We start from the raw sequence: 24,739 nt of genomic DNA, 5'->3' as shown, positions 1-24,739 counted from the left end.
TTTCTGCAGGTGCGCTTTTTTGCCATAAGGGGAGGTGGGCGCAACCGCGAGTTGGCTACGCGCGAGGGGTCAGGCGTCGGGGTGTTCGGCGCGCAGTTCGTCAATCATCCGCAAGCAGTGGCTGAGCCCCGCCGACACATCGCCGACCCGCCGGCTGATGATGATCGGCGAGGTGGCGTTGGCTTCCAGCAGTGGGCTGAAGCCGATGTCGTCGCGGTGCAGCAATTGCACCGAGGCCGGCACCAGGGTGATGCCGATGCCGGCGCCCACCAGGCCGATGGCGGTCTGCAGTTCGTTGGTCCACTGCACGATGCGGATGTTCAGGCCGTGGGTGTTGAACAGCGCGATCACATGGTCGGCGTAGCTCGGGCGCGGGTTGCCGGGGTAGAGCACGAATGGCTCGTCGGCCAGTTGCGCGAGGCTCACCGGCTGGCCGATCAGCGGATGGCCGGCGGGCAGGGCGGCCACCAGGCGATCCTCGGTCTGCACCTTCTGCACGATGGCCGGGTCGTCGATGCGGATCCGCCCGAAGCCGATATCGATGCGCCCGGCCTTGAGCGCTTCCACCTGCTGCAGGGTGGTCATTTCCGACAGCCCGAGTTCCAGGGCCAGGGTCTCGTGGCTGCGCAGGCGGCGGATCAGTTCCGGCAGCAGGCCGTACAGGGTCGAGGGGGCAAAGCCGATGCCGAGCCAGGTCTTTTCGCCGTGGCCGATGCGCCGGGTGTTGTCGCAGACCTTGGCCAGTTGCTCCAGCAGCACGCTGGAATGCTCATAGAAAAAGCGCCCGGCTTCGGTCAGGCGCAACGGCCGGCCGCGCTCCAGCAGCAACACCCCGAGTTCCTCTTCCAGTTGCTGGATCTGCCGGCTCAGGGGCGGCTGGGCGATGTGCAGGCGCTCGGCGGCCTTGGTGAAGTTGAGGGTCTGGCCCAGCACCTGGAAGTAACGCAGATGACGCAGTTCCATAAGGCCTCCGCGGGCAAAGGTTGGATACCTTCAAGGTATCGAGCCAGACCAATTCTATATTGGAACCCTGGAAAAAGCCGTACGAGAATCGGTTCCATAACTTCAAGAACCTGATGGGTATGGAAATGCTTTCAAGTGCCATTGAATCGATCGAAACGATCATTGTCGATCTGCCCACCATCCGCCCGCACAAGCTGGCGATGCACACCATGCAGAACCAGACCCTGGTGCTGATCCGCCTGCGCTGCGCCGACGGCATCGAAGGCCTGGGCGAGGCCACCACCATCGGCGGCCTGGCCTATGGCAATGAAAGCCCGGACAGCATCAAGACCAATATCGACCGCTTCTTCACGCCGCTGCTGCTCGGCCAGGACGGCGCCAATATCAATGCCGCCATGCAGCGCCTGGAGCGCAGTATCCGCGGCAACACCTTCGCCAAATCCGGCATCGAAAGCGCCTTGCTCGACGCCCAGGGCAAACGCCTGGGGTTGCCGGTCAGCGAACTGCTCGGCGGCCGGGTGCGCGACGCCTTGCCGGTGGCCTGGACCCTGGCCAGCGGCGACACCGCCAAGGACATTGCCGAAGCGCAAAAGATGCTCGACCTGCGCCGCCACCGCATCTTCAAGCTGAAGATCGGCGCCGGCGAGGTGGACCGCGACCTGGCCCACGTGATCGCGATCAAGAAGGCCCTGGGCGATCGCGCCAGCGTGCGGGTCGACGTCAACCAGGCCTGGGACGAAGCGGTGGCGGTGCGTGCCTGCCGAGTGCTGGGCGGCAACGGCATCGACCTGATCGAACAGCCTATCTCGCGCAACAACCGCGCCGGCATGGTGCGCCTGAACGCCATCAGCCCGGCGCCGATCATGGCCGACGAATCCATCGAGTGTGTGGAGGACGCCTTCAACCTGGCCCGCGAAGGCGCGGCCTCGGTGTTCGCCCTGAAGATCGCCAAGAACGGCGGCCCGCGCGCGGTACTGCGCACCGCGGCGATCGCCGAGGCGGCGGGCATCGGCCTGTACGGCGGCACCATGCTCGAAGGCGGTATCGGCACCCTGGCGTCGGCCCATGCCTTCCTGACCCTCAATACCTTGAGCTGGGACACCGAACTGTTCGGCCCGCTGCTGCTGACTGAGGACATCCTCGCCGAGCCGCCGCTGTACCGCGATTTCCAGCTGCACGTATCCCGGGCGCCGGGCCTCGGCCTGAGCCTGGACGAGGAGCGCCTGGCGTTCTTCCGCCGCGACCAAGCCTGAACTGCCATTCATCACGTCTTAAGGAGAGCACCATGCTGTTCCACGTCAAAATGACCGTGAACCTGCCGGTCGACATGAACCCCGAGCGCGCCGCCCAGCTCAAGGCCGACGAAAAGGCCCTGGCCCAGCGCCTGCAGGAGCAGGGCAAGTGGCGGCACCTGTGGCGCATCGCCGGCCTGTATGCCAACTACAGCGTGTTCGACGTCGACAGCGTGCAGGAACTGCACGACCTGCTGATGCAACTGCCGCTGTACCCGTACATGGCTATCGAAGTGAACGCGCTGTGCAGGCATCCTTCGTCCATTCATGCGGACGACCGCTGAGCCCGCTCCACACTCTAATAAATACAAGATGAGGAATAACCATGAACGTCCGAATTTCCCACACTGCCAGCGCCCAGAAATTTCTCGAAGAAGTCAGCGGCCAGCTCAACGACCAGGGCAACCCACGCACCAAGGCCCTGGTGTACCGCATCCTGCGTGACACGGTGAACATCATCGAAGACCTCGACGTGACCCCGGAAGAGTTCTGGAAGGCGGTCAACTACCTCAACGTGCTCGGCGCGCGCCAGGAGGCCGGACTGCTGGCGGCCGGCCTGGGCCTGGAGCACTACCTGGACCTGCTGATGGACGCCGCCGACGAACAGGCCGGCAAGACCGGCGGCACCCCGCGCACCATCGAAGGCCCGCTGTACGTGGCTGGCGCGCCGCTGAGCCAGGGTGAAGCGCGCCTCGACGATGGCGTCGATCCGGGCGTGGTGCTGTTCATGCAGGGCCAGGTGCGCAACACCGCCGGCGAACCGCTGGCCGGGGCCATTGTCGATGTCTGGCACGCCAACACCGGCGGCACCTATTCCTACTTCGACACCACCCAGTCCGAGTTCAACCTGCGTCGGCGCATCGTCACCGATGCCGAAGGCCGCTACCGTTTTCGCAGCATCGTGCCGTCGGGCTACGGCTGCCCACCGGACGGTCCGACCCAGCAGTTGCTCGACCAGTTGGGCCGCCACGGCCAGCGTCCGGCGCATATCCACTTCTTCATCTCGGCCGATGACCACCGTCACCTGACCACCCAGATCAACCTCGATGGCGACGAATACCTGCACGACGATTTCGCCTACGCCACCCGTGACGAACTGATCGCCAAGATCACCTTCAGCGACGATCAGCAGCGTGCGGCGCAATACGGGGTCAGCGGGCGTTTCGCCGAGATCGACTTCGACTTCACCCTGCAGTCGTCGGCCCAGCCCGAGGAGCAGCAACGCCCGGAGCGGGTGCGAGCGCTGGAGGACTGACAGCGCGGCAGATCCCGATTCGGGGCCACGGGATAACGTGAGTGATCCCGTGGTTTTTGCCGTTGTGAGCCGTGGTCGAAGTCTTGCGTGATGGGCCAGCGGTGGCGAACGATCACCGCCCGGCAATAACAGTCCCAATAACAAAAACGGGGAGTGACCCGCTTATGGAAACCCATCTGTTGAGTGAGCGCAGCCGGGTATTCGCCCAGGCCGATCCCTACGCTGTGTCCGGCTATGTCAACCAGCATGTGGGCAGCCACTGCATCCGTTTGCCCAAGGCCGGCAGCCCCCAGGCCAGCCTCAATCATCGGCAGTTCGCCAGCCTCGACCTGTGCTCGATCAGTTACGGCGGCAGCGTGCGCGTCACCTCGCCGGCGCTGGAAACCATCTACCACCTGCAAGTGTTGCTGCGCGGCCACTGCCTGTGGCGCGGCCATCGCCAGGAGCATTACTTCGCCCCCGGCGAGTTGCTGCTGATCAACCCTGACGATCCGGTGGACCTGACCTACTCCGACGATTGCGAGAAACTCATCATCAAGGTGCCCACCCGCCTGCTGGAGTCGGTGTGCGATGAGCAGCGCTGGCTGTATCCGGGGCAGGGCGTGCGTTTTGTGGGCAACCGCTACCAGCTGGATGAGCTGGAAGGTTTTATCAACCTGCTGAACGTGGTCTGCCGCGAAGCCGAAGCCGCCGAATGCATCCCCCGGGTGCAGGAGCATTACGCGCAGATCGTCGCGAGCAAGATGCTCAGCCTGATGAAGACCAACATCCGGCGGGTGGGCCTGGGCTCGTCGTCGGCGACCTTCGAGGCCATCGCCGACTACATCGAGCGCAACCTCAAGCAGGACATCGGCTGCGAAGAGCTGGCGCAACAGGCGCAGATGAGCCTGCGTTCGCTGTATGCGCTGTTCGAGCGCAATGCCCGCACCACGCCCATGCGCTACATCCGCCAGAAGAAACTCGAGCGGATCCACGCCTGCCTGCGCGACCCCGGCTGCAACGTGCGCAACATCACCGAACTGGCCATGGACTTCGGTTTCTTGCACCTGGGACGCTTCTCGGAAAGCTACCGCAAACAGTTCGGCGAACTGCCTTCCGACACCCTCAGACGCCGGCATTGACCCGCCCATGCTTCTGTAGGAGCGGCCGGTCGACGTTCGATTGCCGGCGATGGCGAACGACGCGCAGGCGTCTGATCCGACGCCCTCGCGAGCAAGCTTCGCTCCTACAGAAGCCGTGCCCGCCGCGTCATCCCCGATTCCTCGTAGCCGCTGCCGAGCCTGCGAGGTTGCGATCGGCTGCGTAGCAGTCGCAAAACCTGAAACCGCGATCGTCCTGGATAAACAGGCGAGGCCCGAGTGGCGGCCGCTACGTCGGAATGCCGCCCAACCCGGTCGCAGCCTCGGCAGCGGCTACGGCTGTAGGACTTGCCCTACAAAACTCTGCAGAAAACGGATAGTGGTCTGCACGCAACGGATATTGCCCCCGCGTACCCCGCCCTAGCATGAGCCTTGCCTGAATAAAAACAATGGAGGCGGCGGCCATGACCCTGCGACCCGAATACCTTCACTCCCTGCTTGAAGAAGACCGTGACCGGGGCGTCTACCGCTGCAAGCGGGAGATGTTCACCGACCCCCGGCTGTTCGACCTGGAAATGCAGCACATCTTCGAGGGCAACTGGCTGTACCTCGCCCACGAGAGCCAGATCCCCAACAACAACGACTACTACACCACCACCATGGGCCGGCAGTCGGTGTTCATCGCGCGCAACAAGGACGGCGAACTCAATGCCTTCCTCAATGCCTGCAGCCACCGCGGCGCCATGCTCTGCCGGCACAAGACCGGCAACAAGTCGTCCTACACCTGCCCGTTCCACGGCTGGACCTTCAACAACTCCGGCAAGCTGCTCAAGGTCAAGGACCCGGCCGCCGCGGGCTACCCGTCGAGCTTCAACTGCGAAGGTTCCCACGACCTGACCAGGGTCGCGCGCTTCGAGTCCTATCGCGGCTTCCTGTTCGGCAGTCTCAACCCCGACGTGTTGCCCCTGGTGGAGCACCTGGGCGAGTCGGCGAAGATCATCGACATGATCGTCGACCAGTCCGCCGACGGCCTGGAAGTGCTGCGCGGTTCCTCGAGCTACATCTACGAAGGCAACTGGAAACTCACCGCGGAAAACGGTGCCGACGGCTACCACGTAAGCTCGGTGCACTGGAACTACGCGGCCACCCAGAGCCAGCGCAAGCAGCGCGAAGCCGGTGAAGAGATCAAGACCATGAGCGCCGGCAGCTGGGCCAAGCAGGGCGGCGGTTTCTATTCCTTCGACAAGGGCCACATGCTGCTCTGGACCCGCTGGTCCAACCCCGAGGATCGCCCGCTCTACGAGCGTCGCGATGAGTTGGCCCGGGACTTCGGCCAGGCCCGCGCCGACTGGATGATCGAGAACTCGCGCAACCTGTGCCTGTACCCCAACGTCTACCTGATGGACCAGTTCAGCTCGCAGATCCGCATCGCCCGGCCGATCTCGGTGGACCGCACCGAGATCACCATCTACTGCATCGCGCCCAGGGGCGAAAGCGACGAAGCCCGGGCCATGCGCATCCGCCAGTACGAGGACTTCTTCAACGTCAGCGGCATGGCCACCCCGGACGACCTGGAGGAATTCCGTTCCTGCCAGATGGGCTATCAGGGCTGCAACAGCGCCTGGAACGACATGTCCCGCGGTGCCGAACACTGGGTCGAGGGCGCGGACGACGCGGCCCGGGAAATCGACCTGCAACCGATCCTCAGCGGCGTACGCACCGAAGACGAAGGCCTGTTCGTGATGCAGCACAAGTACTGGCAGCAAACCATGCTCGAGGCGGTGGCCGCCGAAGCTGCGCGAACCATTGCCGTGGAGGCTGTGTGATGAGCATTTCCCATGACACCGTGCGCGATTTTCTCTACCGCGAAGCGCGCTACCTGGACGACAAGGACTGGGACAGCTGGCTGGAACTCTATGCCGCCGACGCGACCTTCTGGATGCCGTCCTGGGACGACAACGACGAACTCACCGAAGACCCGCAGCGGGAAATCTCGCTGATCTGGTACGGCAGCCGCTGCGGCCTGGAAGACCGGGTGTTCCGGATCAAGACCGAGCGCTCCAGCGCGAGCATTCCCGACACCCGCACCTCGCACAACCTGAGCAATATCGAGCTGCTGGAGCAGGCCGACGGCCTGTGCAAGGTGCGCTTCAACTGGCACACCCTGAGCTTTCGCTACAAGACCGTCGACAGCTACTTCGGCACCAGCTTCTACACCCTCGATGTGCGCGGCGAGACCCCGCGGATCCTGGCCAAGAAAGTCATCCTGAAGAACGATTACGTTCGTCAGGTCGTCGATGTCTACCACCTCTGAGGCGACCGCCATGACTCATCACATCGCACTCAATTTCGAAGACGGGGTGACCCGCTTCGTCGCCGCCAACGCCGGCGAAACCGTGGCCGATGCCGCCTACCGCCAGGGCATCAATATCCCCTTGGACTGCCGCGACGGCGCCTGCGGCACCTGCAAGTGTTTCGCCGAAGCCGGGCGTTACGACCTGGGCGAGGAATACATCGACGATGCGCTGACCGCGGCTGAAGCCGAGCAGGGCTTCGTGCTGACCTGCCAGATGCGCGCCTTGAGCGACTGCGTGGTGCGGGTGCCGGCTTCGTCGCAGGTTTGCCGCACGGCCCAGGCCACCTTCGACGCCACCATCAGCGCGGTGCGCCAGCTGTCCGACAGCACCATCGCCCTGTCGATCAAGGGCGAGGCCCTGAGCAAGCTGGCGTTTCTGCCGGGGCAATACGTCAACCTCGGCGTGCCCGGCAGCGAGCAGACTCGCGCCTATTCCTTCAGCTCGCTGCAGCGCGACGGCGAGGTCAGTTTCCTGATCCGCAACGTGCCGGGCGGCCTGATGAGCAGCTTCCTCACCGGCCTGGCGAAAGCCGGCGACCCCATGAGCCTGGCCGGGCCCCTGGGCAGCTTCTACCTGCGCGATATTCGCCGGCCGCTGTTGCTGCTGGCCGGCGGCACCGGGCTGGCGCCGTTCACCGCGATGCTGGAGAAAATCGCCGAGCAGGGCAGCGAGCATCCGCTGCACCTGATCTACGGGGTGACCAACGATTTCGACCTGGTGGAAATGGATCGCCTGGAAGCCTTCGCCGCGCGCATTCCCAACTTCAGCTTCAGCGCCTGCGTGGCCAACCCCGAGAGTCGCCACCCGCTCAAGGGCTACGTGACCCAGCATATCGAGCCCAGGCACCTGAACGACGGCGATGTGGATGTGTACCTGTGCGGCCCGCCGCCGATGGTCGAGGCGGTGAGCCAGTTCATTCGCGAGCAGGGCATCGCCCCGGCCAACTTCTACTACGAAAAATTCGCCGCCAGCGCGGCCTGACAGCCCCCGCGCCCTATTGTAGGAGCGAGGCTTGCCCGCGATGGCGATAGTGGGGCAACGCTGACCTTTCAGCCTGTCGGCTGATCGCGGGCAAGCCTCGCTCCTACAGATGAAGGGGGGGCGTCGGTACATTGGCATGAGGTTTTGAGATGAGCAGATTCGAGGAAAAAGTCGCCCTGGTCACCGGGGCGGCGCAGGGCATTGGCCGGCGGGTCGCCGAGCGCCTGGCCGAGGAGGGCGCGCGGCTGGTGCTGGTGGACCGCTCCGAGCTGGTGTTCGAGTTGCAGGCCGAGCTGGCCCCCAGGTTCGAGGTGCTGGCGCTGACCGCCGACCTTGAGCAGTACGCCGAATGCAGCCGGGCGATGGCCGCGGCCGTCGAGCGTTTCGGGCGCATCGACGTGCTGGTCAACAACGTCGGCGGCACCATTTGGGCCAAGCCGTTCGAGCACTATGCAGAGCAGCAGATCGAAGCCGAAGTGCGTCGTTCGCTGTTCCCCACCTTGTGGTGCTGCCACGCGGCGCTGCCGTACATGCTGGAGCAGGGCAGCGGCGCCATCGTCAATGTGTCGTCCATCGCCACCCGCAGCATCAACCGCGTGCCCTATGGCGCGGCCAAGGGCGGGGTGAATGCCCTGACCGCCTGCCTGGCGTTCGAGACCGCCGGGCGCGGGGTGCGGGTCAACGCCACGGCCCCCGGCGGCACCGAAGCGCCGCCACGGCGCATTCCGCGCAACAGCGCCGAGCAGAGCGCCGAGGAACAGGTCTGGTACCGGCAGATCGTCGACCAGACCGTCGACAGCACCCTGATGAAACGCTACGGCACCATCGACGAGCAGGCCGCGGCGATCCTGTTCCTGGCCTCCGACGAGGCGTCCTACATCACCGGCCTGGTCATGCCGGTAGGCGGTGGCGACCAGGGCTGAAATATCAGGCGTCATTGAAAATTGCACCCTGACCGTAGGAGCGAGGCTTGCCCGCGATGGCGTCCGGCCTGGCACACCGCAGCGCTCCAATCGCGGGCAAGCCTCGCTCCTACAGGACTGCGCAAACGCACATCCGGTTTCTCATAAAACAACAACAAGAGTCAGATGCCATGCGAAACATAGACAGCAATCAATTGATCGACGGGGCACGCTTCAATGCCTTTCACTGGCGCGTGCTGTTCTGGTGCGCGCTGATCATCATCTTCGACGGCTACGACCTGGTGATCTACGGCGTGGTGCTGCCGGTGCTGATGCAGGAGTGGGGCTTGAGCCCGCTGCAGGCCGGGGCGCTGGGCAGTTATGCGCTGTTCGGCATGATGTTCGGCGCGCTGTTTTTCGGCACGCTGTCGGAGCGCATCGGCTGCAAGAAAGTCATCGCCATCTGCGTGGTGCTGTTCAGCGGTTTCACCCTGCTCAACGGCTTCACCACCACGCCCACCCAGTTCGGTATCTGCCGCTTTATCGCCGGCCTCGGCATCGGCGGGGTGATGCCCAATGTGGTGGCGCTGATGAATGAATACGCGCCGAAGAAAATCCGCAGCACCCTGGTGGCGATCATGCTCAGCGGCTACTCGGTGGGCGGCACGCTGTCCGCCGGCCTGGGCATCGTGCTGCTGCCGAATTTCGGCTGGCAGGCGGTGTTCTATGTGGCGGCGATTCCGTTGTTGCTGCTGCCGCTGATTCTCAGGTTCCTGCCCGAATCCCTGGGCTTCCTGCTGCGCCAGGGCCGGGACGACGAAGCGCGCCAGGTGCTGCAATGGGTCGAGCCGGGCTTCGTCGCGCAACCCGGCGACTCGTTCGTCAAGGCCAACCTCAAGACCGCCGGCGCACCGGTGGTGCAGCTGTTCCGCGAAGGCCGGGCGCTGAGCACCCTGATGCTCTGGGTGGTGTTCTTCTGCTGCCTGCTGATGGTCTACGCGCTCAACTCCTGGCTGCCCAAGCTGATGGCCAGCGCTGGTTACAGTCTGGGCTCGAGCCTGATGTTCCTGCTGGTGCTGAACCTCGGGGCGATTTTCGGCGCCGTGGGCGGCGGCTGGATCGGCGATCGCCTGCAGCTGCAAAAGGTCCTGGTGGCGTTTTTTATCGTGGCCGCGGTGTCCATCAGCCTGCTTGGCTTCAAGAGCCCGCACGGGTTGCTGTACGCCCTGATCGCGATTGCCGGGGCCACCACCATCGGCACGCAGATCCTGGCCTTCGCCTGCGTCGCCCAGTTCTATCCGGTGACGATCCGCTCCACCGGCATTGGCTGGGCCTCGGGGATCGGCCGCAGCGGGGCCATTGTCGGGCCGCTGCTGGGCGGTGCCTTGGTGAGCATCGAGCTGCCGCTGCACTATAACTTCATGGCCTTTGCCATTCCGGGGGCGGTGGCGGCGCTGGCGATGTGTTTCGTCTACCCGCGGCCCGCCAAGGCGCTGCCGGTCAGCCAGGCCAGCGCGCCGTCCCTGTAGCTGGGGCCATGACCGGTGCGGGCGCCCAGGTGCCGGCACCGGTGGTTCAGTCATGCCATGCCTCAGGGCTTCGGAGCTTGCATGCAGCCGTTGATCGAGGATTTCTCATTGTCGGCGCTGGTGGCCGGGTTTATCGCCACGCTGATTTCCTATGCCGGGCCGCTGGTGATCATCTTCCAGGCGGCCCTCGTCGGGCTCGCCCTGTTCGCCGCCATGGCCGCACCGCGGGATCGCGAGGCGGCGTTGATCACCTTTCTGGTTACAGCGTCGGGCATGTCGCTGTTCGGTTTGTCGGCGGCCTTCTGGGGGCTGCTGTTTGGCCTGGTGGCCCGTGGCGTGCTGACCCTGTGTCGTCCGCAGGGGTTACCGGCGGCGAGGGAGGCACAGGCGCGTAATTGACAGTGCCGCGGCACTGGCCATGTATCGAAAACCTTGCACAGGCCAATCACCTCCGGCCCGGCCAGGGGCTGCGGGGTTGCCGTTCGCTGCTGCCGAAATGAGTGCGCAAGTCACTGGAAACCTGTGGGTTTTTCGATACAACCCTTACCCATTCTTTACCTTTGTGCGGTGCTCAATGTCGCGCGGGCACTGTCTGAAACGACGAGAAACTTGTGGTTCTCGTCCTGAAAGAGAGTGAAGCGATGATATTGAGTCGAGTTGCAAAAGTGGCGATAGTGATCGCCTTGTTGTCGTCCCTGTCGGGCTGCTGGATGTTCTTCCCGCCGGGTGGCGGCGGTGGGCATGGCGGCGGTGGCGGCGGCCCGCATGGCGGTTTTGGCGCAGGTCCCGGCGGTGGCGGTCCACGCTGACCGCGACTGACCTGCTTCTGTACGAGCCAGGCTTGCCGGCGATCGAGGCGCCGCGGTGTATCAGGCCGGACGCCATCGCGGGTAAGCGGCTGGTCGGATACGCCGTCGCGAACCCCTTCTCGAGCCTGGGGCGCAAACCCCAGCACCTATACTCAATCCAGGCATGGTCGTGTGGTATCCGGTTGAAGCCTGCCCCGTCGTGAGCGGGTGGCCGTGGTCGACGCTGTGCGAGGGTTGCCATCTTGTACCTGCGTGCGCTGATCGTCGTGATGCTGCTGGTGCTGGCCGGATGCGCCGCGACCCAGCGTGTCCGCGAGGCGGTGGCGCCGGTGGTGGTGCCGGCCAGCACCTGGCGCCAGGTGGACCGGGAGATCGCCGAGGCTTCGCAGCAGGCGGTGATCCAGGTCAAGGTCTTTGCCCGCGGCTCCATGGAGCACTGGCGGGTGCGGGTCTATGCCGTTACCGAGGAAACCTTCATCCCCTGGTTCAGCAGTTACTGGACCCAGGAATGGATGGCCATGAAAGTCAGTTGGTACAGCCTCACCGCCGGCGACGAGCAGGACGCGGCGGCGACGCGGCTGGCGGAGTACCTCAAGGAGCAGTATCAGGAGCAGGTGCTGGCACCGGTGGCGGTGGAGATCGACCCGGATGCGATTCTCAATCAGGCCACGGAGTTCTATATCGAGCTGCTGGACAAGCAGGTGCAGGTTATCGCCCAGCGTTATCGGTTGCCGGCCAAGCAGCTCGATCAACGGCTCAATGGCATCCAGGCGATTCGCCTGGGGCCGCCGCCGGCGCGCGATGCGTCGTTGTATCAGGTGTTGCATGCCAAGCCCCTGACTACGCTGCCGGCCTACTCGGCGCTGTACCAGCAGATCCATAGCGCGCCGGCGGGCACCGGCGAGGTGTCGTCCGAGGCCGGGATTGTCTCGGTGGCCAGGCAGGCCAGCGAAAAATTCGAAGCGCAGATGGCCGGCCGTGGCATTGCCGGCGCCGCGTCGGCGGTGGCCGGCAAGGTCGCCGGCGCGGTGATCTCCCTGGGCGCCGCGGGGTTTCGCGCGATTGCCCATGAGAGCGACCGGGCCGAGACCGAGGCGCAGATTCGCCAGAGCCTGGGCAAGGCGTTCGACCAGGCCTGGTTCAAGCTGTTGAACAACACCGGCAACGGGGTGATGGCCGGGGTGTATTACCTGGCCGGGCATATCGAGGGCGAACTGGGCCAAAGCGCGGTGCCGGAGCCCCCGCTGGAGACGGTGCCGGGCACTGTGCATCCGCCCGCGACGCCGGGCCTGAGCGCCCCGCAAACCGGTTGGCAGCCGGAGCCATGAAGCCCGTCGGTCGGTCGATTCAGGTTTTTTCGCGCCGACTTGTCGATTGTCGGCGATGCGGATCGACCAGTTCCCAGAGTGACCGACAGCAAGGTCGGGATCCGATGTTCAACCCCAATCAGCAGGAGCAGGATCATGTCTTATGTCGATGGTTGTGTACTGGCGGTACCCACCGCCAACCGCGAGGCCTTCAAGCAGCATGCGCAGGTCGCGGCGAAGGTGTTCAAGGAGTTCGGCGCCTTGAGCGTGGTCGATTGCTGGGGCGACGACGTGCCCGAGGGCAAGCTGACCTCGTTCCCCATGGCGGTCAAGCTCAAGGCGGACGAGACGGTGGTGTTCAGCTGGATCATCTGGCCGTCCCGCGAAATCCGCGACGCGGGCATGCAAAGAGCCATGGAAGACCCGCGGCTCAAGCCCGATGTCTGCCCGATGCCGTTCGACGGCCAGCGCATGATTTATGGCGGATTCACGATGCTGCTCAATGCCTGAGGCGTCACCAGCGAAACATCGGCAGCGGCCGCAGCGGCGTACGCAGCAACTGCCGGGCCGAAGCGCGCGCCAGCATCCAGTGAAAACCCTGGTCGGGGTAGTGTGCCTGTACCTCGCGGATAAACGGGCGGGGCAGGCCGAAGTTGAGCAAGCCCAGGGAGACGTCGATCGTGTCGGCCTGCCGGAACGCTTCGACGCTCGCGGCGTGGGCCTGGCGATAAGGGCGCAGTTTGTGATGCTGCTCGATCAGCGCGCTGACTTGCTCAGCCAGCTGTAACTCGCCGCGCTCGGCCAGAAAGGCCCGGGCCAGTTGGATCGACGGCGCCAGGTAGTCGAGGGTGCCGTGGGTCCAGATACCCAGATCATGAAAGGCCGCGGCGATCTGCACCGCGCAGGACAGCGGCCGGTCCTGCGGATTGAGCGCGGTGTAGAAACTCAGCACGCGATATATATGATTGCGATAGCCGGGCAGGTCCTTGCCGATCACCGTGGCGAAAGAGGCAAGGATCTGTTCGGTGAGCGGGCACTCGAGAACGACGTCCATGTGGTCTGCTCCGGGTCTGGAAGGGCGACAGTATAGGGCTCGGCGCAGGGCTTGAGGATGCGGGCGTCGCGGCGTACCGGCAGGTCACGGATCGATTCAACGCCAGGAACAAAGGGCGGACCCGATGCTGGCCCGCCCTTTTTTCATTGCGCCGTTCGCTGGCGGTATTCGGTGGTGGTCATTCCGGCGTAGCCCCAGTTGTCGGTGTCGACTTCCTCGATGACGATGTGGGTCAGTTCCGGGGCCTTGTTCAGCACCCGTTGCAGGGTTTCGGTGATCTCGCGGATGACCTGGGCTTTCTGTTCGCGGGTCACGCCGTCACGGGTGATGCGGACGTTGACGAAAGGCATGGCATTACTCCTGAGGAAAAGATGGGGGTTGCAAGGGACGGGAGGTACACCGGCCTCCCGCCGGGTTTACCATTTGCCGCTGCTCATGCCGCCGTCCACCGGCAGCACCACGCCGGTGGTGAAGCCGGCGCCGGACAGGTAGAGCACCGCGTCGGCGATTTCCTCGATGCGTCCGACCCGTCCGGCCGGTTGCAGGCCGTCGAGGAAGGCACGGTGCGCCGGGTCGTGCATCGGCGTGTCGATGATCCCCGGGGCCACTGCGTTGACCTGGATATTGAACGGCGACAGCTCCAGGGCCAGGGCGCGGGTCATCTGGTTCACGCCGCCCTTGATCAGCACCGGTAACGCCGCCGGGACCGCCAGGTTCGGTTGCAGCGCGACGCTGGCGCTGATGTTGATGATGTGGCCCCGGCGCCGTTCGATCATGTGCCGCGCGGCGGCCTGGGAGGCGTAGACCACACCCTTGAGGTTGGTCTCCAGCAGGCTGTCCAGCTCCTCGGGGCTGTAGTCGATAAACGCCTTGGGCAGGAAGAAGCCGGCGTTGTTGACCAGCACATCGACCTGGCCGAAACGGTCGATGGCGCGTTCGACCAACTGCGTGGCGGTGGCCGGGTCGGCAATGTCGCCCGCGACCCCAAGAAAACCCTCGCTGTGGCCCAGGGTTTCGGCCGCCGCGGCCAGCCGCTGTGCCGAGCGGGCATTGCCGACCACGTTGTAGCCGCGGGCCAGGTAGGCCTGGGCCAGGCCGAGGCCGATGCCGCTGGAGGCGCCGGTGATGATGACGGTGCTGTTGTGGTTCAGGGTGTGGCTCATGGGGATAGTCCTGTTCTGCGGTGAGAGGGGTTCCAGCGCTGTTGGGCAGAACTATATTTGTGTGCCGAATGCTGATAAACAGCGCTTCAGGTACTTCACTTGATACATGGTGTAATCAATGAGTCGGCAATTCGACGATGTGCTGCTGGGCAGCATCGAGCTGTTCTGCATGGCGGCGGAGATCGGCAGCTTTACCGGCGCGGCGCTGGCGGCCGGGGTCACGCCGGCGGCGGTCAGCCGCTCGGTGTCGCGCCTGGAAGAGCGGCTCGGCGTCCGCCTGTTCGTGCGCACCACTCGCAGCATCCGCCTGACCGACGGCGGGCGTGACTATCACCAGCAATGCCGCAGCGCGCTGAACCAGATGCTCGAGGCCGAGCGCCAGTTGACCGGGCAACAGTTGGCGCCTTCCGGCACCTTGCGCATCAGCCTGCCGACCACCTACGGCCATCTGCGGATCCTGCCGCTGCTGCCGGAGTTTCGCCGGCGCTACCCGCAGATGCGGGTGGAGGTCAACCTGAGCAACCGCAATATCGATTTCGTCGAAGGGGGCTACGACATGGCGATCCGGGTGCGCGCGCAGCCGGATTCCGGGCTGGTCGCGCGGTTGCTGGAGGACGCCGAACTGGTGGTGTTCGCCGCCCCGGATTACCTGGCGCGGGCCGGTACCCCGCAGCGGCTCGACGACCTGGCGCAGCACGAGTGCATCCAGTTCGAGCTGCCTAGCAGCGGCCGGCGCATCGCCTGGCTGTTCAACGGCGCCGACGGCCCCTGCGAAGTGCTCGCCGAGGGGGCCTACGTGTGCTCCGAGGACCTGCTGGGGGGCGTGACCCTGGCCAGGCACGGCGCCGGCCTGTTCCAGACCTACCGTTTCATGGTCGAGCGCGAGCTGGCCGAGGGTTCCCTGGTGGAGGTGCTGCAGCCTTACGGCGGCCGTTCGCGGCCCTTCAGCCTGCTGTATCCCCACAACCGGCACGTGCCGTTGCGCCTGCGCGCCTTTATCGATTTCCTGCTGGAGAAACAGCCGGGCTGGAAGACCTGAAGCAGGGATGGGCAGCCCGGGATGGATTGGTTAGTATGGCGACCGGGCTTCCTGGGCGCCCACCTCGCGAAAGCGCAAGCACCTTCAATTCCCGCAAGCACCACGCTTGCATACCCCTCCGGGCCAATAGCGAGCAGGCCGATTCTCTTGGAGTTGGTATGCCTATCAACAAATCCGTTCCCCGTTCACCCGCCAGTCAGGCCGCCAGCCTGGTACTGCGCGAAGCCAAACGCCTGCATCGCACTGCAATCAGCGGTTCGCTGGCCAGCGCCTTGCCGATCCTGCGGCGCTTGCTGGCGAGCAACAGTTTGCCTGGCTTGTCGTTGCCCGAGTTGTATCGACAGCGAGACAAGGTGCAGCGCAAACACCTGTTGCGCACCCTGGCCAGTGAGGCCGGTTTTGCCCATTGGGAGACCTATCGCCAGGTCCTCGATGAACTGGCGCCCGAGCAGTTGCAGCATTTTGAACTGGTCTACCGCCAGGCGGGTCATCTCAACTGCTGGTTCTCGTCGCCGGACGAGGCCCGGGAGTATGTGGCCCATCATGGCGGCCGGCTGTTGTGCGTAGGGCAACAGGCGGTGGTGCTGGTGGATCTGCCGGCGGCGTAAGGCGTTATCCATTGCGGTACAGAAGCACGGCACCCGGGGTTTCCCGGGTGCCGTTTTGCGTTTTCAGGGCACGACGCCGACATGACCCTGTTACTTGCACGATTCTCCTTTATTTACGTGCCTCGAGAATCAGGTTGAACGGCGTCTCTGCGGCCCGGCGGAACTGGCTGAAGCCGGCTTCGCTGAAGACCTGGCGCAGGCGCGTTTCGCCGGCCTGGGCACCGAGCCCCAGGCCGACTTCCTGGGACAGCGAGTTGGGCGTGCAGATAAAGGTCGAGGCGGCATAGAACAGCCGCCCGACCGGGGTGATGTTCTGGTCCAGTTTATCGTTGGCGAACGGCTCGACCAGTAGCACGCTGCCGTCGTCTTTCAGCGCCTGGAAGGCATGTTGCGCGGCGCCCACCGGGTCGCCCATGTCGTGCAGGCAGTCGAAGAAGCAGATCAGGTCGTAGTCGTTGCCGGGGTAGGTCTTGGCGCTGGCCTGGGAGAACTGCACGCGGGCGGTCACCCCGGCTTCCTCGGCGCGTTGCGTCGCGGTAGTGACTGAGGGCTGGTGGTAGTCGAAGCCGAAAAACTGCGAGGCGGGATAGGCCTGGGCCATGATCACTGTCGAGGCGCCATGCCCGCAGCCGACGTCCGCCACCTTGGCCCCGGCCTGCAGTTTTTCCACCACGCCGTCCAGGGCCGGCAGCCACTCGGCCACCAGGTGCGCCCGATAGCCGTGGCGGAAGAAGCGCTCGGTGCCGCTGAACATGCAGGGGTGGTGATCACCCCAGGCCAGGGCGCCGTCGCCGCGCATCGCTGCCAGCAGTTTGTCCTTGTCGTGAAACAGCGCGGAGACCACTACGGCGCCACCGGCCACGTACACCGGCGAATCCTCGATGGCCAGCGCCTGGGCCTGTTCTTCCGGCAGGCGGAACTGGCCGCCCTGGTGTTCCATGTAGCCGGACGCGGCATGGGCGCTCAGCCATTCGCGCAGCAGCCGCGCGTTGCAGCCGGTCTTGGCGGCCAGCGCCTCGGGGCTGATCAAGTGACTGTCGGCCATGGCCCGGTACAGGCCCAGTTCTTCGCCGAGAATCATATTGGCGAGCATCGCCGCGCCGCCCATGTCTGACACCAGCTTGCCCATGAAATCGTTGAGCTTGGCTTCGTCCATGGCCTGGTCCTCCGCTGTGAGGGTCACTGCCGCCGACGGCCCGGCAGTGGCCGGATGGAGATACGCGGCGTGCGCGGGGAGGCCATGTCCCGGCGCTGCCGAATGAGCGGGCCTGGCAGGGCCGGCCCGTATTCTGAAGAGCTGATGCACGCACGCCTCCCGGGTGGGACGGGTGCGTGCCTACCGTTCAGGCAGATGAGGCTGGCCATCGGGCCTGGGCGTCGAACCCGTGGCGGCAGGCGAGGCTGCGCGCGGGTTCCGGGACGCCCGGAGCAAGCGATTGCCGGTCGGTAGATGAGTCAGTTTAGTTGCCCGGCGGGGGCGTCGCGGGGTTGGCCGATGAGGGGGCGGGGCGCCGCTGACGGCGCCCCGGGGCAAGGTCGGTCAGGCCGTCAAGGTGTGCCGAACATCGCGGTCCAGTAGATGCCGGCATCGCTTTTCGGATCGACCGCATAGGACGCGCCCAGCTCGCGATACTGCGGGTTCATCAGGTTGGCGCAATGGCCCGGGCTGGCCAGCCAGCCATCGACCACCTTGCGCACGCTGTCCTGGCCGGCGGCGATGTTTTCGCCGATCTGTTGGCCGGCATAACCCGCCAGTTCGGCGCGGTCGCCGGGGGTGCGACCGTCGCGGTCCTTGTGATCGAAGAAGTTGTGATTGGCCATGTCCCGGGTATGGTCCTGGGCCGCGCTGGCCAGGGTGGCGTTCCAGGCCAGCGGGGTGGCGGCGGCGAAGATCTGGTTGCCGCACTGGCGCGGCTGCGCGCGGGCGCTGTTGAGGCTTTCCAGGAGCTTCTGGCCCTCGGCCTGCCAGTCGCCGAGGCGTGCGGTCAGCAGTGGCCGGGCGAGGACGATGCGCCATTCCTGGCCGGTGCGGCTGACACCGATATCGACGAACTGCGGGTCCAGCACCACCTGGCAGAAACTTTCCTGCACCGCCTTCATGGCCGCCTGGGCATTGCGCGGTCCGGACAGGCTGATGGCCTGCACATTGACCATCGGGTAGGCACTGCTGGCCAGGGCCTGTTGCAGATTGCCGATGCTATTGGCCGGCAGCACCAGGCGCGGGTCGGCGGCCAGCGGCGGCAGTTCCTGGGACACCTGGCCGGCGCAGCGCTGGACCTGGCTGCGGTAGCTATTGATCGATGTCACCAGTTGCGTCTCGTCGCTCGCCACGGCAGCGGTGGCGAAGGCCATGCTCAGCGACAACAGGGTCAGCGGCAGAACGGAGGATAGGCAGCGCATGGAGGTCTCCCTTGAGCGAATTGCGCCCATGATGCGCGATTTTGCCCCGTTCGGCGCAAGGTCTTTTTGCCGAGAACCGGCGCCGTTATCCGTCCTTGCCGTTGCCGGCGCGGTGCAGGTTACGGGCGGACGGCGGCGAACTACACTCAAGTCCAGTCGCTGCCAGCCGGCAGGCTGGCGGCGGCTTTCCCGTGCCCGGATCGGGCTTTTGGCGAAGGTGCGAGCATGCGCCCGACAGCGATTGCCGGCGGTTTTCTGATCCTCCTGTGCGGGGGGCTGGCAATGGCCGCGGGTGAAACAGCGGACCCCGAAGTGGCGCAGGACAAGGCCCAGGTCCTGGAACAGAAAGCCGCGGACCAGCAGCCGGCGCCACGCAGCGAAACCATTACCCCTCCCGAGGCCCAGGCGGTGGACCCGGCGGGCGCCGCGCCGCTGGACGACGCCATTACTTGCCTGGCGCGCTCCATCTACTGGGAAGCCAAGGGCGGGGCCGCCGCCGACATGGAAGCCGTGGCCAGCGTGGTGCTCAACCGGCTCGGCCATGAGGGGTTTCCCGACACGGTGTGCGCGGTGGTCAAGCAGGGTTCGGAGCAACGTGCCTGTCAGTTTTCCTGGTGGTGCGACGGGCGTGCGGATCAGGTGAAGGAAGATGAACCCTACGTCGCGGCCAAGGAAATCGCGCGCAAGGCGCTCAACCAGCAACTTGCGGACCGCACCCACGGCGCCCTGTATTTCCATGACCGGCGCGTGCGGCCCGATTGGGCCAGGCAATACCGCAAGACCGCCGAGACCGGCAAGTTCCTGTTCTACAAGCCGCAAGGCGACAGCGCCCGTTAGCCCCGCATGGCCCTGTAGGAGCGAGGCTTGCCCGCGATGGCGTCATTCCTGACCCACCTCGGCGCCTGGATCGCCGGCAAGTCGGATCGCCGCCCGCAGGCTCCTACAGAGGCAGATCGCGGTTCGGCCTTGGCGCGACAACGGGTTATCATGCCAGCCCGCCGCCGACGCCTGCTGTCCCAGGCGTGCCGCAACCTTTGGAGCCCACCGCGCAATGCCGATCATCAGCCACTTCCAGACCCCGTGCCCGGAAGCCGTCAACAGCCAGATCCTGCAAATGGTGGTCGACTACCTGACCGATATCAGCGCGGTAGCGATCCCGCCCAGCAACCTGCTGTACAACATCTACCAGTACGCCATCGGCTTTGAGGTGCATCTGTATCTGCAGGCCCTGGACGGCTCCCGGGGCATCGCCGTGGAGCTGCTGGTGGCCACTGACGAGGACGACCCGCAGCAGGTGCTGGGTTTTGTGCTGTACCTGCCGGTCAAGGACGATCCCGAGGCGTGCGGCGTGGCCTATATGGCGGTGCGTGCCAGCCATCGCCGGCAGGGGATCGCGCGGGCGCTGCTGGCACGGATGCGCCAGCGCTACCCCCATGCCGAACTGACCTGCGCGGCGGGCAAGGTGGCCTGGTTCGAAGCACTGGGTTTCCAGGTGCTGGGCGTGCGTGGCCCGCAGGTGCTGATGAATACCCGCGATCACGCTACCGACGGTTTGATGGGCCTGCTGGACACGGCGCCGATCTATCGCTCGCTGGAGGTGCGGCAGATCCATAGCTATCTGCTGCAAAAGCATGGCAAGCGGGCGATGCTCGATGCCGAAAAACAGCGTGACCGCCACCTCGACCAGATGACCCGCAACGCCCAGGCGCTGGTCCGCGAGCGCCTGGGGCAGGGCTGAGGCCGCTCGGTCGCTCAACCCTTGAGCCGCACGCTCAGCCCGGCTTGTGCTGGTCGGCGGCCATGATCGAGGGGGCCAGGGAAATGCCCGCCATCTGGCAGATGTCCGCCAGCGTCGCCTGCTGTTTGTGGAAGGCCTTGGCCAGGTCCAGGGCGGCCTCCTGGACGTTAAGGCCGAACTCCTTGATCACCTCGCTCTGATCGAACAGGAAGCCATAGGCCAACAGTTCCGGGGTGCGCGATTCGTCCTTGGGCACGATGACGATTTTCCAGAAGCGGGTCGGGTAATGCACCGGGCCCTTGCCGAAGTCCTGCTCGACGCAGGAGTCCCCCAGCACCGGGCCGGCGAAGATGATGGCCTGGCCGCCCCCGGCTTCGATCTGTTCGGCCAGCTCGCCCTCGAAGTAACCCCAGATGCCTTTGCGATTGCGGTATTGGGCGCCGTCGGGCGATTCCTGGTTGAACAGTTCGTGCTGCGGCGTGCAGTTGGTCCAGTGGTAGGTGTCGGCGTTGGCGTACTCGGTGTTGATTCCGGGCTGGCCCCAACAGCTGTCTTCGCGGCGCACGATATGGCCGCGATCGAAGTTGCCGGCCGGCGCGTAGATGTCGCTGTTGGTCAGCTGGTAGCGGCTCGGCACCCGGCGGTCGAGGCGCCAGCTTTCGCCGCCGAAGCCGCGGCGGCCCCGCGCATCGCCACGGACCTCGGGCCGGTAGTCGGCATTGGAGGCGGTCCACATCGGCATGCGGTACTGCTTGTTCATCACCAGCGAATAGCGGTGATAGGGCAGTTCCAGCGGGGCGTCGTCGTCCAGGTTGGCGAGCCTCATGGCCGGTACATTGCGCGCCGAAGCAGCATGTTCGCGGTAGTCGCCGACGCGGTAGAGCTGGGCCAACAAGTCGCCCTCGACGAAGGGCGGCGGGACCGGCACCCCGAGAAAGTCCGGGTCGTAGCCGGGACGGGCTTCGTAGTCGAGGTCGAAGGTCAGGGTCTTTTCCAGGGCCTCGACCGTCGGAGCCGGTTCAGCCGGCACCGGCTCGGCAGGCGCCGCACTGAAGGTGGGCGCGACGCTCGCCGGGCTGTCCGCGGCGTGACTGACGATGTTGATGGTGGTGGGGCCGGAGATATGAAAGATGTTCTGCGATCTCTCGGGCAGGCCTGGGCGGAGCGGCGTAGCAGGCAGCGTTTCGTTGACGCTGAGCGCGGCCAGCGGGTCGGCGGTCTGCTCCATGAGCTGGGCCAGCAGCTCGGCCGGCCTGCCACTCAGTTGCAGGGCCTTGAGCGCGCCGATGATGCTGCTGACCCGGGTGCCCTCGTTGGCCACCCAGTCCACTGTGCTTTCCTCGTCCCCTTCGGCGTTCCAGAGGCTGTGGTCAGCCTTGAGGATGTTGCCGGCTTCGTCGGTCCTGGGGATGCCGCAGTGGTGCAAGGCGATCAGCTCCCAGTTGTCGCTGAACACCGGGGAGCCGGAAGCGCCTTCGGCGGTGTCGGTTTCGTAGTGCAGGAAGCCCTGGTCGAGGATGTCCAGCAGCCGGTTGTGGGTGGTGGCGTACTGGCGCGGGCCGCCATCGGGGTGCTGGATGATGTTCATCGGTCGGCCACGCAGGGTCTTGCCGGTGGCTTCGATCAGGCGGATGCAGCCGTAGTCCGACAACGCCTCGCCGCGTGAGCCCTGCGTGGAGATGGCCACCAGGCAGAAGTCCAGCGCCTCGTCGGCGAAGTAGAACTGGTCCGGCTGCAGGTTGAAGTAGGTGCCTTCGTTGATGCCGCGCTCCTGCCTTTCGTAGAGAAAGTTGGCGGCGCAGTCCACGGCATCCACATACCGGGGGAACACATGCTGGTTGGTCAGCAACAGGCTGGGCGAGACCAGGAAACCGGTGGCGAAACCCTCGACCACCGTGCCCGGGCGTGGCGCATTGACCAACCGCGCCACCGGCCTTGCCGCCTGGCGGGCGGCCTCGCTGGGGGCGTAAAAGGTCGGGTCCCAGGTGCCGATCCGGCGTTCCAGCCCGGCCCGGGTCAACAGGGCACGGGCGTTCTCGCGGGCGATCCACTTGGCCAATTGCTGCGGTGAATCGCCAGCGCCCGGGCCCAGTTCGCGGATGCGCGACTGCGATTCGCTGCGTACCCCGGCCTGCTGGTTCCAGCGTTGCAGGGCTTTGGCCATGTTGCTTCGGCGGGCAGTGGCAACGGCATCTGGCGTCTTGCTCATGGGCACCTCCTGGCGAGTACGGGATTCCTTTCGGGCTGTCGATTTGAGCGTAGACAACCAGCGCGCTGGCAGACGGCTGGCGGCATGCCAGCTCGTCGGATCCACCGGCTTTTACGCGCCTTTGCCGGCGCGTGCCTGCAAGCGTTCCAGCAACACCTTGGCCACACCCTGGGCCGAGCCCGGGTTCTGCCCGGTCACCAGCTCGCGGTCGATCACCACGTTCTCGCTCCATGGCGAGCGGTTGCTGCGGTACAGGCCGCCGGCCTGTTCCAGGGCGGTTTGCGGGTAGAAGCGCATGGCGCCGCCGCCCAGCAGGCCCTTGGCCAATTCCTCTTCCTGGTTGCTGATCACCGTGAACCGGTAGCCGGCGTAGATCCAGCCTGGGGCGCTGGCCTTGCCGCCGCTGGCCAGTTGCCGGGTGAAGTCCTGCGCCTGGGGCAGGGTCGACAGCAGGGCGATCGGACCGTGGCAGACCAGGGCGGTGGTTTTGTTGTTCTGATGGAAATTACTCAGCAGCCGGCCCAGCTCGGGGCTGTGCAGCAGGTCCTGCATCGGCGCGTGGCCACCGGGCACATACAGCGCATCGAAATGCTCGTAGCCGATCTGCTCGACCCGGGCCAGGCTGATCACCGGCGATTCGCCGGGGGAGGTGATTTTCAACTGGTCGAGCAGCGCCTGGTGCGCCTGCAGCGCGGCGACATCGTTGTTGAAATACATCTTGTCGGTGGAAGAGCGGTCCAGGGTCGGCGCCTTGCCCTGCGGGGTGGCGAAGGTCACCGAGTGGCCGGCGTCGAGCAGCTGTTTGACCGGCTGCATCAGTTCGTTGAGGTAGAAGCCGGTGGCAAACACCTTGCCGTCCTTGAGGTCGAGGTGGTCGGCGTCCGAGAGCACCACCAGGACGTTTGCGGCCTGGGCGTTGAAGGTGGCGGCGGTGATGCTCATGGCAAGAGCGAGGGTGCTGAGTGGGCGCATGGCGGTTTCCAAAGTGTGAGGTCAGGGAGTCGACGGTGGCCGACGGGTGATTCACTGTATTCATGCCTCCGCGAGCGATAAACTCGCGCCACTGGAAATCACTTGTTCCCTGGAGATAAAGGTGAGCCGTCGATTCGATTATCTGGCTGACGTCGAGGTGTTCGTCAGCGTGGTGGAAAAGGGCTCGTTGAGCGCCGGCGCGGTGGCCTTGGGCACCACCCCTTCAGTGGTCAGCCGGGCGATTTCCCGGCTGGAGGCGCGCCTGGGCGTGCAGTTGCTACGGCGTACCACCAGGCGCCTGAGCCTGACCGAAGCCGGCCTGTTGTACCTGGAGCAATCGCGGGCGGCGTTCGAGCTGATCGACGGTGCGGAGCGCAGCATCCAGGGCCAGGACGGCGAGCTGAATGGGCGGGTGCGCCTGAGCGTGCCGACCACCTATGGCCATTACCGGCTGCCGGCGCTGCTCAGCGGCTTTGCCCGGCACTACCCGCAGGTGCGCATCGAGCTGAGCATCAGCAACCGCAATGTCGACCTGGTGGCCGAGGGTTACGACCTGGCGATCCGCCTCGGGCCACTGCCCGACAGCGGCCTGGTCGGGCGCAAGCTGGAGGACGCGCCGCTGTGCCTGGTGGCGTCTCCCGACTACCTGCGCCGCGCCGGCACGCCCCGGCGCCTGGAGGACCTGGCGGCCCATGCCTGCCTGCCGTTCATCATGCCCAGCAGCGGCCGGGTCGGTGCCTGGCTGCTGCGCGAGCAAGGGCGGGACCTGGAGTGGACGCCCCAGGCGAATATCCAGGTGGCCGACGATGTGCTGGGCATCGTGTCCCTGGCCGAACACGGCATGGGCATTTGCCAAACCTACGAGTTCATCGTCCGCGAGCGGATCGCTAGCGGCTGCCTGGTGGAACTGCTGCCGCAGGCGAACGGCCGTTCGCGGCCTTTCTCGGTGATCTACCCGCCGCACCGCCAGCTGTCGGCGGCGGCGCGGGCCCTGATCGATCACCTGACCCAGGCCGTGGCGCAGTGACAGGCCGACTGGCTATCAGTCCCGCCGTTGCTCGGGAGAAGGATTAAAAAAGCGC

At 65.5% G+C, this 24,739-nt stretch carries 25 protein-coding genes and 1 pseudogene; 18 read left to right on the top strand and 8 right to left on the bottom strand.

Annotated elements, in window-relative coordinates; translation table 11 throughout:
- Positions 1-69: 69 nt before the first annotated feature.
- A complete protein-coding gene (locus C4K27_RS20760) occupies positions 70-963 on the bottom strand; it encodes a LysR family transcriptional regulator (protein ID WP_023964142.1) in 894 nt (297 codons plus the stop codon).
- 125 nt (positions 964-1,088) lie between these two features.
- Here C4K27_RS20760 and C4K27_RS20755 point away from each other — a divergent pair, with 125 nt between their 5' ends.
- From C4K27_RS20755 to C4K27_RS20700, 13 genes and pseudogenes are all read left to right on the top strand, one after another.
- Positions 1,089-2,216, top strand: a complete 1,128-nt coding sequence (locus C4K27_RS20755) for a muconate cycloisomerase family protein (protein WP_162235136.1) — start codon at positions 1,089-1,091, stop codon at positions 2,214-2,216.
- A gap of 32 nt (positions 2,217-2,248) precedes the next feature.
- Positions 2,249-2,539: a muconolactone Delta-isomerase gene (gene catC, locus C4K27_RS20750; RefSeq protein ID WP_009044734.1), complete on the top strand. Its 291-nt coding sequence runs from the start codon at positions 2,249-2,251 to the stop codon at positions 2,537-2,539.
- A gap of 41 nt (positions 2,540-2,580) precedes the next feature.
- Entirely contained in the window at positions 2,581-3,510 is a 930-nt protein-coding gene (gene catA / locus C4K27_RS20745; protein ID WP_053261962.1) for a catechol 1,2-dioxygenase, read from the top strand.
- 164 nt (positions 3,511-3,674) lie between these two features.
- Positions 3,675-4,631: an AraC family transcriptional regulator gene (locus C4K27_RS20740; RefSeq protein ID WP_053261961.1), complete on the top strand. Its 957-nt coding sequence runs from the start codon at positions 3,675-3,677 to the stop codon at positions 4,629-4,631.
- A 422-nt stretch (positions 4,632-5,053) separates the two neighbouring features.
- Entirely contained in the window at positions 5,054-6,415 is a 1,362-nt protein-coding gene (gene benA, locus C4K27_RS20735; RefSeq protein WP_053262097.1) for a benzoate 1,2-dioxygenase large subunit, read from the top strand.
- Entirely contained in the window at positions 6,415-6,903 is a 489-nt protein-coding gene (benB, locus tag C4K27_RS20730; RefSeq protein WP_007922866.1) for a benzoate 1,2-dioxygenase small subunit, read from the top strand. Before benA ends, benB begins: the two co-directional genes overlap by 1 nt.
- A 10-nt stretch (positions 6,904-6,913) precedes the next feature.
- Positions 6,914-7,927 carry a benzoate 1,2-dioxygenase electron transfer component BenC gene (benC, locus tag C4K27_RS20725; RefSeq protein WP_007922864.1) on the top strand — a complete coding sequence of 338 codons (1,014 nt, stop codon included), beginning with the start codon at positions 6,914-6,916 and terminating at the stop codon, positions 7,925-7,927.
- A 149-nt stretch (positions 7,928-8,076) separates the two neighbouring features.
- Positions 8,077-8,850: a 1,6-dihydroxycyclohexa-2,4-diene-1-carboxylate dehydrogenase gene (locus C4K27_RS20720; RefSeq protein ID WP_007922861.1), complete on the top strand. Its 774-nt coding sequence runs from the start codon at positions 8,077-8,079 to the stop codon at positions 8,848-8,850.
- Positions 8,851-9,020: 170 nt separating this feature from the next.
- Positions 9,021-10,358 carry an MFS transporter gene (locus C4K27_RS20715; protein WP_053261960.1) on the top strand — a complete coding sequence of 446 codons (1,338 nt, stop codon included), beginning with the start codon at positions 9,021-9,023 and terminating at the stop codon, positions 10,356-10,358.
- A 117-nt stretch (positions 10,359-10,475) separates the two neighbouring features.
- Positions 10,476-10,757, top strand: a pseudogene (locus tag C4K27_RS20710) (benzoate/H(+) symporter BenE family transporter); the annotation flags it as partial.
- A gap of 248 nt (positions 10,758-11,005) precedes the next feature.
- Positions 11,006-11,167: a hypothetical protein gene (locus C4K27_RS31285; RefSeq protein ID WP_169834594.1), complete on the top strand. Its 162-nt coding sequence runs from the start codon at positions 11,006-11,008 to the stop codon at positions 11,165-11,167.
- A 242-nt stretch (positions 11,168-11,409) separates the two neighbouring features.
- Positions 11,410-12,495 carry a hypothetical protein gene (locus C4K27_RS20705; protein WP_053261958.1) on the top strand — a complete coding sequence of 362 codons (1,086 nt, stop codon included), beginning with the start codon at positions 11,410-11,412 and terminating at the stop codon, positions 12,493-12,495.
- A 135-nt stretch (positions 12,496-12,630) separates the two neighbouring features.
- A complete protein-coding gene (locus C4K27_RS20700; protein ID WP_053261957.1) occupies positions 12,631-12,984 on the top strand; it encodes a DUF1428 domain-containing protein in 354 nt (117 codons plus the stop codon).
- Between the two features lie 4 nt (positions 12,985-12,988).
- Here C4K27_RS20700 and C4K27_RS20695 read toward each other — a convergent pair whose 3' ends face one another.
- From C4K27_RS20695 to C4K27_RS20685, 3 genes are all read right to left on the bottom strand, one after another.
- Positions 12,989-13,528: a hypothetical protein gene (locus C4K27_RS20695; RefSeq protein ID WP_053261956.1), complete on the bottom strand. Its 540-nt coding sequence runs from the start codon at positions 13,526-13,528 to the stop codon at positions 12,989-12,991.
- A gap of 143 nt (positions 13,529-13,671) precedes the next feature.
- Positions 13,672-13,878, bottom strand: a complete 207-nt coding sequence (locus C4K27_RS20690; RefSeq protein ID WP_007922853.1) for a tautomerase family protein — start codon at positions 13,876-13,878, stop codon at positions 13,672-13,674.
- Positions 13,879-13,944: 66 nt separating this feature from the next.
- Positions 13,945-14,691: an SDR family NAD(P)-dependent oxidoreductase gene (locus C4K27_RS20685; protein WP_053261955.1), complete on the bottom strand. Its 747-nt coding sequence runs from the start codon at positions 14,689-14,691 to the stop codon at positions 13,945-13,947.
- Positions 14,692-14,809: 118 nt separating this feature from the next.
- On the opposite strand from C4K27_RS20685, the gene C4K27_RS20680 reads away from it, so the two are divergent.
- Entirely contained in the window at positions 14,810-15,730 is a 921-nt protein-coding gene (locus tag C4K27_RS20680) for a LysR family transcriptional regulator (protein ID WP_053261954.1), read from the top strand.
- Between the two features lie 158 nt (positions 15,731-15,888).
- Positions 15,889-16,338, top strand: coding sequence for a hypothetical protein (locus C4K27_RS20675; RefSeq protein WP_053261953.1), 450 nt, complete (start codon positions 15,889-15,891; stop codon positions 16,336-16,338).
- Positions 16,339-16,447: 109 nt separating this feature from the next.
- Here C4K27_RS20675 and C4K27_RS20670 read toward each other — a convergent pair whose 3' ends face one another.
- Both C4K27_RS20670 and C4K27_RS20665 read right to left on the bottom strand, forming a co-directional pair.
- Positions 16,448-17,494 carry a class I SAM-dependent methyltransferase gene (locus C4K27_RS20670; protein WP_053261952.1) on the bottom strand — a complete coding sequence of 349 codons (1,047 nt, stop codon included), beginning with the start codon at positions 17,492-17,494 and terminating at the stop codon, positions 16,448-16,450.
- A gap of 392 nt (positions 17,495-17,886) precedes the next feature.
- Entirely contained in the window at positions 17,887-18,738 is an 852-nt protein-coding gene (locus C4K27_RS20665) for a CAP domain-containing protein (protein WP_053261951.1), read from the bottom strand.
- Between the two features lie 225 nt (positions 18,739-18,963).
- Between C4K27_RS20665 and C4K27_RS20660 the strand changes: the two genes are divergently transcribed.
- Both C4K27_RS20660 and C4K27_RS20655 read left to right on the top strand, forming a co-directional pair.
- Positions 18,964-19,575 carry a cell wall hydrolase gene (locus C4K27_RS20660; protein WP_053261950.1) on the top strand — a complete coding sequence of 204 codons (612 nt, stop codon included), beginning with the start codon at positions 18,964-18,966 and terminating at the stop codon, positions 19,573-19,575.
- 214 nt (positions 19,576-19,789) lie between these two features.
- Positions 19,790-20,476, top strand: a complete 687-nt coding sequence (locus C4K27_RS20655) for a GNAT family N-acetyltransferase (protein ID WP_053261949.1) — start codon at positions 19,790-19,792, stop codon at positions 20,474-20,476.
- A gap of 34 nt (positions 20,477-20,510) precedes the next feature.
- Here the strand turns inward: C4K27_RS20655 and C4K27_RS20650 are convergent, their stop codons facing one another.
- Positions 20,511-22,685, bottom strand: coding sequence for a DNA/RNA non-specific endonuclease (locus tag C4K27_RS20650; protein ID WP_053261948.1), 2,175 nt, complete (start codon positions 22,683-22,685; stop codon positions 20,511-20,513).
- Between the two features lie 111 nt (positions 22,686-22,796).
- Positions 22,797-23,657 carry a type 1 glutamine amidotransferase domain-containing protein gene (locus tag C4K27_RS20645; protein ID WP_053261947.1) on the bottom strand — a complete coding sequence of 287 codons (861 nt, stop codon included), beginning with the start codon at positions 23,655-23,657 and terminating at the stop codon, positions 22,797-22,799.
- Between the two features lie 121 nt (positions 23,658-23,778).
- On the opposite strand from C4K27_RS20645, the gene C4K27_RS20640 reads away from it, so the two are divergent.
- Positions 23,779-24,684: a LysR family transcriptional regulator gene (locus C4K27_RS20640; protein ID WP_053261946.1), complete on the top strand. Its 906-nt coding sequence runs from the start codon at positions 23,779-23,781 to the stop codon at positions 24,682-24,684.
- Positions 24,685-24,739: the final 55 nt, after the last annotated feature.

Origin of the sequence: Pseudomonas chlororaphis subsp. chlororaphis (assembly GCF_003945765.1) — a bacterium.
Classification (GTDB): domain Bacteria; phylum Pseudomonadota; class Gammaproteobacteria; order Pseudomonadales; family Pseudomonadaceae; genus Aquipseudomonas; species Aquipseudomonas chlororaphis.
This window is presented reverse-complemented; position numbering and strand designations above follow the sequence as displayed.

Excerpts from the sequence above, each read along its gene's own strand:
- C4K27_RS20760 (WP_023964142.1), bottom strand. The coding sequence starts at position 963 with ATGGAACTGCGTCATCTGCGTTACTTCCAGGTGCTGGGCCAGACCCTC.
- C4K27_RS20755 (WP_162235136.1), top strand. The coding sequence starts at position 1,089 with ATGCTTTCAAGTGCCATTGAATCGATCGAAACGATCATTGTCGATCTG.
- catC (WP_009044734.1), top strand. The coding sequence starts at position 2,249 with ATGCTGTTCCACGTCAAAATGACCGTGAACCTGCCGGTCGACATGAAC.
- catA (WP_053261962.1), top strand. The coding sequence starts at position 2,581 with ATGAACGTCCGAATTTCCCACACTGCCAGCGCCCAGAAATTTCTCGAA.
- C4K27_RS20740 (WP_053261961.1), top strand. The coding sequence starts at position 3,675 with ATGGAAACCCATCTGTTGAGTGAGCGCAGCCGGGTATTCGCCCAGGCC.
- benA (WP_053262097.1), top strand. The coding sequence starts at position 5,054 with ATGACCCTGCGACCCGAATACCTTCACTCCCTGCTTGAAGAAGACCGT.
- benB (WP_007922866.1), top strand. The coding sequence starts at position 6,415 with ATGAGCATTTCCCATGACACCGTGCGCGATTTTCTCTACCGCGAAGCG.
- benC (WP_007922864.1), top strand. The coding sequence starts at position 6,914 with ATGACTCATCACATCGCACTCAATTTCGAAGACGGGGTGACCCGCTTC.
- C4K27_RS20720 (WP_007922861.1), top strand. The coding sequence starts at position 8,077 with ATGAGCAGATTCGAGGAAAAAGTCGCCCTGGTCACCGGGGCGGCGCAG.
- C4K27_RS20715 (WP_053261960.1), top strand. The coding sequence starts at position 9,021 with ATGCGAAACATAGACAGCAATCAATTGATCGACGGGGCACGCTTCAAT.
- C4K27_RS20700 (WP_053261957.1), top strand. The coding sequence starts at position 12,631 with ATGTCTTATGTCGATGGTTGTGTACTGGCGGTACCCACCGCCAACCGC.
- C4K27_RS20695 (WP_053261956.1), bottom strand. The coding sequence starts at position 13,528 with ATGGACGTCGTTCTCGAGTGCCCGCTCACCGAACAGATCCTTGCCTCT.
- C4K27_RS20690 (WP_007922853.1), bottom strand. The coding sequence starts at position 13,878 with ATGCCTTTCGTCAACGTCCGCATCACCCGTGACGGCGTGACCCGCGAA.
- C4K27_RS20685 (WP_053261955.1), bottom strand. The coding sequence starts at position 14,691 with ATGAGCCACACCCTGAACCACAACAGCACCGTCATCATCACCGGCGCC.
- C4K27_RS20680 (WP_053261954.1), top strand. The coding sequence starts at position 14,810 with ATGAGTCGGCAATTCGACGATGTGCTGCTGGGCAGCATCGAGCTGTTC.
- C4K27_RS20675 (WP_053261953.1), top strand. The coding sequence starts at position 15,889 with ATGCCTATCAACAAATCCGTTCCCCGTTCACCCGCCAGTCAGGCCGCC.
- C4K27_RS20670 (WP_053261952.1), bottom strand. The coding sequence starts at position 17,494 with ATGGACGAAGCCAAGCTCAACGATTTCATGGGCAAGCTGGTGTCAGAC.
- C4K27_RS20665 (WP_053261951.1), bottom strand. The coding sequence starts at position 18,738 with ATGCGCTGCCTATCCTCCGTTCTGCCGCTGACCCTGTTGTCGCTGAGC.
- C4K27_RS20660 (WP_053261950.1), top strand. The coding sequence starts at position 18,964 with ATGCGCCCGACAGCGATTGCCGGCGGTTTTCTGATCCTCCTGTGCGGG.
- C4K27_RS20655 (WP_053261949.1), top strand. The coding sequence starts at position 19,790 with ATGCCGATCATCAGCCACTTCCAGACCCCGTGCCCGGAAGCCGTCAAC.
- C4K27_RS20650 (WP_053261948.1), bottom strand. The coding sequence starts at position 22,685 with ATGAGCAAGACGCCAGATGCCGTTGCCACTGCCCGCCGAAGCAACATG.
- C4K27_RS20645 (WP_053261947.1), bottom strand. The coding sequence starts at position 23,657 with ATGCGCCCACTCAGCACCCTCGCTCTTGCCATGAGCATCACCGCCGCC.